The 9,353-nt window shown below is 35.8% G+C and carries 12 protein-coding genes and 1 pseudogene; 6 read left to right on the top strand and 7 right to left on the bottom strand.

Going from position 1 to position 9,353, the window contains the following annotated elements; genetic code table 11:
* Window positions 1-165 precede the first annotated feature (165 nt).
* Window positions 166-468, bottom strand: coding sequence for a type II toxin-antitoxin system YafQ family toxin (locus tag ACYT32_RS12185; protein ID WP_005917927.1), 303 nt, complete (start codon window positions 466-468; stop codon window positions 166-168).
* Window positions 458-736, bottom strand: a complete 279-nt coding sequence (locus ACYT32_RS12190; RefSeq protein WP_003625288.1) for a plasmid mobilization protein — start codon at window positions 734-736, stop codon at window positions 458-460. The genes ACYT32_RS12185 and ACYT32_RS12190 overlap by 11 nt, the downstream gene beginning before the upstream one ends.
* 103 nt (window positions 737-839) lie before the next feature.
* Between ACYT32_RS12190 and ACYT32_RS12195 the strand changes: the two genes are divergently transcribed.
* Window positions 840-1,427: a site-specific integrase gene (locus ACYT32_RS12195; protein ID WP_395266253.1), complete on the top strand. Its 588-nt coding sequence runs from the start codon at window positions 840-842 to the stop codon at window positions 1,425-1,427.
* A gap of 95 nt (window positions 1,428-1,522) precedes the next feature.
* Here the strand turns inward: ACYT32_RS12195 and ACYT32_RS12200 are convergent, their stop codons facing one another.
* Genes ACYT32_RS12200 through ACYT32_RS12215 form a run of 4 tightly spaced genes read right to left on the bottom strand, consistent with a single transcriptional unit; the run spans window position 1,523 to window position 4,209 of the window.
* Entirely contained in the window at window positions 1,523-1,672 is a 150-nt protein-coding gene (locus ACYT32_RS12200; protein WP_395266251.1) for an HNH endonuclease, read from the bottom strand.
* 12 nt (window positions 1,673-1,684) lie between these two features.
* A complete protein-coding gene (locus ACYT32_RS12205; RefSeq protein ID WP_395266249.1) occupies window positions 1,685-2,659 on the bottom strand; it encodes a DUF262 domain-containing protein in 975 nt (324 codons plus the stop codon).
* Window positions 2,659-3,702 (bottom strand): adenine-specific methyltransferase EcoRI family protein, encoded by a 1,044-nt coding sequence (locus ACYT32_RS12210; protein ID WP_395266247.1) that lies wholly within the window; start codon window positions 3,700-3,702, stop codon window positions 2,659-2,661. Before ACYT32_RS12210 ends, ACYT32_RS12205 begins: the two co-directional genes overlap by 1 nt.
* 12 nt (window positions 3,703-3,714) lie before the next feature.
* Window positions 3,715-4,209, bottom strand: a complete 495-nt coding sequence (locus ACYT32_RS12215) for a MerR family transcriptional regulator (protein WP_395266245.1) — start codon at window positions 4,207-4,209, stop codon at window positions 3,715-3,717.
* Between the two features lie 156 nt (window positions 4,210-4,365).
* Here ACYT32_RS12215 and ACYT32_RS12220 point away from each other — a divergent pair.
* The 5 genes and pseudogenes from ACYT32_RS12220 to ACYT32_RS12240 all read left to right on the top strand — a co-directional run.
* A pseudogene (locus ACYT32_RS12220) lies at window positions 4,366-5,025 on the top strand (RepB family plasmid replication initiator protein); the annotation flags it as partial.
* Between the two features lie 381 nt (window positions 5,026-5,406).
* A complete protein-coding gene (locus ACYT32_RS12225; RefSeq protein ID WP_395266241.1) occupies window positions 5,407-5,619 on the top strand; it encodes a hypothetical protein in 213 nt (70 codons plus the stop codon).
* Window positions 5,620-6,327: 708 nt separating this feature from the next.
* The gene (locus ACYT32_RS12230) at window positions 6,328-7,257 is read left to right on the top strand and encodes a replication initiation protein (RefSeq protein ID WP_395266239.1); all 930 of its coding nucleotides are present in this window, start codon (window positions 6,328-6,330) and stop codon (window positions 7,255-7,257) included.
* A gap of 446 nt (window positions 7,258-7,703) precedes the next feature.
* Entirely contained in the window at window positions 7,704-8,033 is a 330-nt protein-coding gene (locus ACYT32_RS12235) for a DUF536 domain-containing protein (RefSeq protein WP_395266238.1), read from the top strand.
* Window positions 7,969-8,307, top strand: coding sequence for a hypothetical protein (locus ACYT32_RS12240; RefSeq protein WP_288646975.1), 339 nt, complete (start codon window positions 7,969-7,971; stop codon window positions 8,305-8,307). Before ACYT32_RS12235 ends, ACYT32_RS12240 begins: the two co-directional genes overlap by 65 nt.
* A gap of 343 nt (window positions 8,308-8,650) precedes the next feature.
* Here ACYT32_RS12240 and ACYT32_RS12245 read toward each other — a convergent pair whose 3' ends face one another.
* On the bottom strand, window positions 8,651-9,031 hold the full coding sequence (locus tag ACYT32_RS12245) for a DUF4430 domain-containing protein (RefSeq protein ID WP_125765019.1): 381 nt from the start codon (window positions 9,029-9,031) through the stop codon (window positions 8,651-8,653).
* Between the last annotated feature and the right edge of the window lie 322 nt (window positions 9,032-9,353).

The raw sequence follows: 9,353 nt of genomic DNA on the forward strand, positions 1-9,353 counted from the left end.
GATGACTAATACTTTAACACCAAACAGAAAGGGGCTATGAATATATAGGGTCTATAACTATCAAATAACCCCTCAAAAACATTGAAAGAATAGCCCCCAATATCTACATTATAGATATTGGGGGCTATTTTAATTTATTCTTTTATAAGTGCCCCTAAACTATAGCTATTGATTCAAGATTTCATGGGAGCCAGTTGCAACCAATAACAAAATCAATTCATCATGATCTAGCTGATAAATAACAATCCAGTTGTCATAATTTTTACCATAGTTTCCATATCTGGCAGGGTGAAATTCACGATATCCACGCCAATTTCCTTTTAATGCATGATCTTTAATCTGTTTCAAAACAAGTACATCTTGTTCAACAATTGCTTCTAAACAAGGCTTCAAGACAGTTATTGGGAAATGTTTTTTGACTAGTTTTTTTAATTCACGTTCAAAAGATTTGGTCTGTTTAATTTGCATCTAACTTATCGATCCAATCTTCAAAGTCAGTCAATGAACCAATGTTTTTGACCTGCCCTGTTTCTGCTTCTTTTTTAGCGGCTAAGGCTTCCGGAGAATCTAAAAAGCTGACTAATCGAACTTCATTATTGGCCGCTTTAACTAACGATAAGCGTATATACTCAGAAACGGTTAGCCCTTGTTTTGCTAGATTAGCTTTAGCCCGTTCACTAATGTCAGGTGTTACACGAGTTGAAATTGTCTTGTTTTTAATAATAGTATTACTCATTCTAATCCGCCTCCTTTAAGTTTACCATCGTACTACATTATAATATTCGATTTTTAGGTTTTCTGCAACTAAATTAATTTTAAAGTAAAGGAACTAACAGCTTATGCGACAAGTTGTCTTACCCATCAAAGATTCAAACGTTCTTAAAGAGGTTCAAGATACGTTACTCAATAACTTTAAAGCTGGCCGACGTAACTATACGATTTTTCAAGTTGGTAAAGCGACGCTACTGCGAGTGAGTGACGTTATGGGCTTAAAACAGGACGATATTTTTAATCCGGACGGTTCTATTAAACAAAATGCGTTTATTCATGACCGAAAAACTGGTAAACCGAATACCTTGTACCTTAAACCAGTTCAAACAGAGCTTTTATTGTATCGTCAATGGCTGCTCGATCATAAGCTGGATTCTGAATGGCTCTTTCCTTCAATTCAACACCCAGAACGCCATATTACTGAAAAACAGTTCTACAAAATTATGAGTAAGGTTGGCGATCTATTAGGAATTAATTACCTTGGTACCCACACTATGCGCAAAACTGGGGCTTATCGCGTTTATACGCAATCCAATTACAATATTGGCTTAGTCATGCACTTATTAAATCATTCAAGTGAAGCCATGACTTTAGCTTATTTAGGCTTAGACCAAGCCAGTACCGAAACTATGTTAGATCAAATTGATTTTGGTTAGTTTTATTTGGATTTTTAGTTGTTGCCGAAGGCAACTTCTGAGACAGATTTTAAGCACAAAACCTCCACTAATTTTTAGCGGAGTATAAGTGCGCACTAATGGTTGCTTTTCATTCGATTGTGTCGCTTACAAAGCATCTGTAAATTATCTTCTTCAGTACGACCGCCTTCAGACCAAGGTGTAATGTGGTCACCTTCCATTTCAGATAATTGGTACACTTTATCATTGCCTTCTTCAAGACACATTGGGCAGTGGCCTTATTGCTCCTTGTATTTCTTTCGCATCATGTCTTTTGGAAAACCACGTAAATTAAGATACTTTGTGGCTCCTGCTTCATTGGCATTAACGGCTAGCTTGTATTGCCAAATGCCTTTCTTTTTCTTGATTTCATCATCATCAATCAGCTTTTGAATATCCGCATCAATCTTAGATGAATTGTAGTCATTAGAATGGTATTTGTTATACAGAGTTCCCCAATCAAGGCCATTCATTTCTTTGTAGACTTGAGGGAAAGTCATTCGAATCCAGTCCATGATTTTCTGCCAATACTGCCACAATTCATTTGCATCGTCATCTGACTTGTGTTCATCCATATATTCCTCAATAGTAGTATCTTTAGCATCAGCAATCCAAAGCAACGCCTTCTCCAACAATTCTTGCCGATTAGGATCACCCTTTACATAGTGGTCACTCACTTTTGCAGCAACACAGCCTCGCTTACTAAAATGTCTCTTGGCATCTGATAGCCACGGCCCAACGTATGCAATATTACGCAGCTCTTGACTTGTCAATTTCTTTCCAGCAATATTTACCGTTTTAAACCATGATAGCTTTTCGGAATCCGTACCTTTGCACCAGTAAACCATCAATTGATAATTCATCAAACGATCATATAGATCATTTGGTAAAGCATCTACATACATAGTTTGACCGTCCCATTCAATTGGAAACTTATGGTCCAAGAATCGCATAATTGACAATGTACGTTGTTGGCCATCGAGCACTTCATAATGTTCATCATCATCAATTACCCAATACATAACATTTAATGGGAAGCCACGCAAAGCCGTATTAATAACAGCTTTTTCTTCTGGCAGATCATAAACAAAATTTCTTTGATACGGAGGACGTATGTTTAGTTGTCCTTGATATCCGACAACACCAGCTTCATCCATATCTTTATACCCATCAAAAACATTTTTAACGGGCACCTGTTTTAGTTCAATCTCCATTACTTCTCCACCTTCTTAATAAAAATACGCTTGTAAATACGTTTACCATTAATTGTCGCTTGTTTGACGCCTGATTTAGAATTCCAAAGCCCATTCGATAATCCATTTCCTTCGCTTTCAGTGCAACCAATAATTTCAAACTGTTCAGGAGTATATTTAAGCATACCTGTTATTGGAATTCCCATAACACCATCATAATCCAACGGAATTTCAGCAGTTTTGCTTATATTAATAGCATCATAATTATCATATTTAGGATACTCATCAGGATTATACTTTTTATACAAAATCATTGGTTCATGCCGACGAGCATAATCAAGATTTGTATACCACATAACACCAGATACTCTGATTAGTCCTTCTTTATGCTGTGAAGCAGTGGCCACATCTTCATATAGGCTCTTAAAGAATCCAACGTTACCTTTAAATGGCTTCCCAAGCCACATTTTATTATCCTTAATCAATGGAAAAATTTCTTTATAAGTAATTGCATTCTGATTGCCAATAATCAAAAATTGCTTATTATATTCAAACAGCGTTTTCACAAATTCTCTAAATTTTGAGAATGGCGGATTTGTTACTACCACATCTGCTTGCTTCAAATAATTCAAGCATTCATCAGAACGATAATCACCATCGCCCTTTAGTCGTTTGACTATTCCACGTTCATGTAAAAGCGTATTAATATCGTCATCACTAACTCCACGACCATTTGCCATAGGAACACTCGATATATCCAACACATAACCACGATCGCTTTCAACTGGTTCATTGTAATCGTCGAACAATGACATTTGTGTTCCAACTACTGGACTTCCAGCATATGAAGTACATATAAGCCGTTTTAACTTCAAATAGTTAAAGTTGCGAAGAAAGAACTTTGAAAAATTACTTTCAAACGGATCATCGCAATTACATAAAACAGTTTTGCCAGCAAATCCATCTTCAAAATTATTAATTTCTGATTGAATATCATCATAAGAGGTATAAAATTCATCTTTTTTTGCCTTTGCAGCTTTGTTCAATCGTTCATTAGTTGCCATAGCTATCACTCCTCATCTAAACGGCCAAAGTTTAAACTTTTTGGTTTTCTTTTCATCATCATGTTCCGACTTATCTTTTACTTCCGGTGTCTTAACTTCTGGTTCTGGCAAGACTTGTTGATTATGAGTAGTTAAGTCCAACTGTTGGGCCTGATCGGCTAGCCGAATGGCATCTGCAATCTGGTCATTTTTAACCTTTAACTCATTACGTAGCAGCTCATTGGTAGTCTGCAGGTCGCGAACACGAGCCCGAAGCTCATCAATCACATCATCTTTAGTGGCCGGACGGTGTTCAGAACTAGCTTCTTGCTGTTTTTCGCTCTTACGTTGGTAGTAAGACCTGATTTCGTCTAAAACACTGCTATCAAAGTATTTAGAGTTGTTTTTCCCCAGCCTTACCGGTTTTAACTCATTTCTTTTAATATACTTGCTAACAGACGCCACAGTAACATCAGAAATCCTTGCTATGTCTGATATTGTGTAGTCTTTCCTTTTACTTTGTCCCATGCCTTTCTGACCTCTCGCGTTAATTCTACTACATTAGAGGGTTAAATCGTCACCATGATCTTTAGATTTATCAGATTGCGCATTAGATGAATTAGCAGATGGTTGAACAGCCTCTTTTATAACCTCTTTTAGTGAGGTCCTTAGCCCTACTATCCCAGAAGTAAAACGGGGTTAAGCGTAGAGAGATTCGTCATGTTTACCAAGTTTAAAATAAACGGTGATGCTGATTGTCCATATGTTGAGGTAGAAATCTATAAGGATGCTCTCCCATTACTAAATAACCTTGAACGATGGGTACGTTATGCTCTAGCAGAGTTCCGAGGGTTAAAGAGTAGCTATTCGAAAACAAGGTTCCGCTTGCTTAAACAATACCGTACAACGGGATATGCTTATTTCACTGTTGCTGATTTCAATGAATTATTGGATATAACCAAGAGCTATAATCAAGGTACTCTAGAGCAACGCGTCCTTAGTCCCCTTAGAGAAGAGTTAACACCCTTATTCCGTGCATTAACTATCCGTAAAAAATACGGTAAAAGTCGTGGCAAGCCTGTTATTGGCTTTACTTTTACTTGGAAAGCTGAGCCAAAAGATGCTGAAAATATTCACATAAGCAGCAAACAACGATTACAAACTAAACTCTTTAATATTGAGCATAATTCCGAGCTATCAGAACGAGAAAAGTGGAGAGCAATAGATAAAGTTAAAGATGTTCCCCTAGGGACCTCAGAACAAGTAAATATGCAGGAAAAACGAGAATTAAGTGAAACTAAAATACGGCAAGACTTATTGCAAAGGCTTAATAGACATTTATAGATCCAAGAGGAAAACTAATTGGTTTTCCTCTTTTTTTATTTGTTGTCACCAACGGCGACTTCTGATGCAGGTTTTTAATGGGTCTAGCACAACATAGAATAAATTCTATGTGTAAGTGCACATTGACCTCATTTCACTCGGTCTGCTGATAGCTATTAAATCAGGTTTTCCGTTATTGAATTGAATACATTTTTAATTCAATATATGCGTCCAAATCAACTAAATTTGCTATGCTTTAAATACTTAAAAACTATTACAGATTCCGCTATTTCCAATTCGAATTTTTTAATTGTCTTTTACAGAGATTCTTTATAAACTTAGCAACAAAATTTTAATAACTAACTGTAAGAACTGTGTATCTAAACTGAAATCATTATTTTGATGTTAGGAGTAATCAAGATGGACGAAAAGAAAGTATTAACACCAATTGATGAAATGCTTGCTGATCCTTGGCAAGTTGATATTCAAGAATTGTTTGAAGCTTCTGTCAATGAACCTGACGAGATCAAAAGGAATTTGTATGATTCCTTATACACTTATATTTTGCAAAAAAGACAAGAAGATATTATTAATCGTCCTGGCTTCGTTATTTAGCCCTCTAATAGCCTGCTGAGGGCTTTTTATTTTTCCTTTGGTATAAATGTATATAAACATTCTTAAAACCGCTAGAAACGAGAAATAAGGCCCTTAAAAACGAATATAGCAGTTAAAGTCTTGTTAAGATTCAGAAAAACTAACTGTTTGCTGTCAATGGTAGCGGACGAGCAAAGCGTGGGAGCATAAGGAATTGACAGCTCTTAACCAGTCTTAACACTGAATTGGCGAAAGCCAAAGTTTCTATAAAACTTTGCTTTCCTGCCTAACGGCGAGTGAAAAAGCGGTCAAGCTGGCTCAGCTTGGACGGGGTTCGGGGCGTCAGCGCCCGAATGAATGTGGCTTGCCACACCTTTTAGGCAACGAACAAAGTGAGGCGCAAGGAGCATAGCGACTGGAGTTTAATGTGAGCCTGTTTTTTGGCTCACTCCTTTGTGTTTTTGTTTTAGATTTTGCCCTCGTACAGTAGTGCCTCTTTTAAACCTCTTTTATAAACCTCTTTTAAACCTCTTTTAAGGGCATGTTCCACTTTACTCTCCCAAGCGTTTCACAAATGTTTGGGGGTCCAATTGTCTGTTTATGGGGGTCCAATTGTCTGTTTATAGGGGTCCAATTGTCTGTTTATGGGGGTCCAATTGTCTGTTTATGGGGGTCCCGTCTTGAGGCTCCGGCCTTGATATGGTAGCCTCTAATTTAGGAGGTGGTTTTTTGAGCAACGAACTAGTTAAATATGATCCAGAGTTAAATACCATTCCACTTCGAAAATTTACTCCAGTTGAAATGAATTTATTTTTTTCGATTATTTCTCGTATGCGTGATAAGGGAGATCAGACCGTTCGTTTTACTTTTGATCAATTAAAAGAGTTAAGTGCTTATAAACCTACTGCAAATAACCGTTTTGAAGATGACATTCAGAGAACTTATGAAAAAATGATGGGATTACATTTTGGTAGACGAAGTAAAAGTGGCTTAAATCGAGAATTTTTTGTTATGTTTACCGAATTTGAAATTAAAGGCGAAGCTGAAATACCTTACGTTGATATCCGAGTTTATCCTAAAGCCTTACACTTACTAAACGATTTAGAAAGTTGGGTTCGTTATGCGTTGGCAGAGTTTAGAGATTTAAAAAGTAGTTACGCAAAAACAATGTTTCGGTTACTAAAACAATTTAGAACTACTGGGTACGCTTACTTTTCCAAAGCAGATTTTGATGAGTTACTTGATATTCCAAAAACTTATCGGCAAGGCGACATTAACAAAAAAGTGATAAAACCAATCAAAGAAGAACTTACCCCCCTATTTTGTGGGCTAACTGTCCGAAAGAAATACGGTAAAGGGCGAGGAAAGCCTGTTATTGGCTATTCGTTTACCTGGAAACCCGAAAAGAAAGACGCTAACGACTTCTCACAAGGTCAATTTCAAGATGAACGTCAAAAACTCTTTAATATTCAGCATAATGGCGAATTAACAGAACAGGAAAAATGGAGTGCCATTGATAAAGTTAAGGGGTTAACTTTAGGCTCTACTGAAAAGCAAGCATTGGCTGTCAAACAAGCCGAACATGATAAAAAAATAAGAGATCAAGCAAGAAAAGAAGCACTTGCTGAACTCCGAAAGGAGTTTGGAAATCATGCCTAAAACTATTAGAGAACTTGCTGATGAGTTTGGTGTATCAAAACAAGCCATTAGGGAAAAAACTAGATGCAAACTTTAGTTGTTGTTAATTCGGGATATTTGTTGTTAAAGCAACATTCATTGGTGGCAACAACCAGAACCAAATCGATTATAGTTTAGCTTGAAGATTGATACCTAAAGAAAACCAATCGACAACCAAGTTTAAGTTTTGGTTGTCGATTGGTTTTCTTGTCGTTTTTAACTTATAATTTAAGGCGGATTAATTAGGCGGTGAAACTATTGGGCAAGACTATTCGGCAACTTTCAGAAGAATTTAAATTGTCAAAACAAGCTATTAATCAACGTATTAATAGCATTAATGGCTTTCGAAGCAAACACACTTACAAAGTTAAAAACCATCTAGAAATAGACAAGCTGAAAACGGCAAGGACAAAAATATTGATCAGATCTTGCTGAAGCAACTTGATGTTAAAGATCAACAAATTGCAAATTTACAACAAGCCTTAGATCAGCAGCAAAAATTACAGATAGCAACGGTTGCAGAGAACCATCGATTAAAAGAACACGTTCAGAAACTGAGTGGCTTGTTTGAATCTTCTAGTGCTACTCATCAGCAACAATTAAACGACAAGGACGATACCTTGACGAATAGTTCTAATACCAGTCACATCAAGGATAAAAACGACAATCAAAATGAAAATAAAGTTGCTGAATATGGTAATAGACAAAAGAAAACATTTAAGAACAACACCGATAATAGTTGGTGGCATTTTTGGTGACAATCAGTGGCAGCAAGGCTCTGGATCTGTAGAGGAAAAAATATTTGGATTTGTAAACAAAAGGCGTTTATATCAAAATGATTTTAACCAATTGAGTCACGAGCCCAAACCTACTGTTGAATTTTCAGCATTATTTAATTCTTCATGGTGGATATATGGGTTGAAAAATACTATGGAAAATAATGATCTTGAAAAATATCCTAGAAAAAATGAGAAACAATATCAAGATTACTTTGATAACCTAAGAATAGATGGAGTGAAAATATTTTTTTGACAATTATGATTATTGGTGGTTTGGACTTTATTATTAAGAGCTCTATACAGGCATGCTTATTATGGATAGTGGCATTAATAGAGGTTCAGAAGGGCGAGAACAGATTTTATATGGGCATTCGCTGTTCATACAATAATAGCCGTTTCGTTAACAGCGACTAAATTAATCGATTTGTTAAAAATGATATTAATCTGGGATTTAGGTTATCCGATTTGTGAAAAAAGTGGTTGTATTGATCCTTAAAAATTAAATAAAAAGGTAGATTGTAGAATTACTTATTTATGCAAAAAAATATGAGATAAGGATATTGAATTTATCCTCATCTCATATTTTAATTTAATCATTAACCGTTATATTTTGATAATTTGAAAACAACTTTGTCTTTGTTGTGTAATTTCTTTTTGTCAGCTGAAACGTTAACTTGTTTGCCATTAACAGTGAATGTCCAGTAAATTTTCTTCTTGTTATTTTGTTTGTGACCGTCGATAGCTGTGATAAAGCCGCCTTTGTCGTTAACTTTCCAGCCTTTTTTAAGACCATCAGTAACAGTGGCATTCTTTTTCAATGTGATAGTTTTCTTGGCAATCTTCTTTTTGTTCTTCTTCAAAGTGTAAGTAGCTTTGATATTCTCGGAAGCCTTAGCTTGAACGGTTGTTGCAGTTGCTGGAGCGAATACCCCTAGTAACATTAATAATGACAATAAAAATGCTGTAATCTTTTTCATTATTTTCCTCCTCGATTTGTACAACGATTTTCATTATAACAAAGAAAAGGCAGACGAAAATAATAATTTAAAAACCATTCAATTAAATAAATCTACAATTGAATTTTATTTACCTTATGAAGATGTTCAAAACGCGTTAAAGGAAAGTGCGCAGAACCCCTTTATACGTACAAAGGATGAATGGTTAGTGGGTAACAATGAGTGTAAATTAAATAAGGCACAAAAAAGGATGCTTAAGGATAAAGAAATATATAATCATTTCAATTTAGAAAATATTCCCAGTTCCATCAAAACGGAGCTAAACAAGATAGTGCATGACATC

The organism is Companilactobacillus sp. FL22-3, from assembly GCF_054881455.1.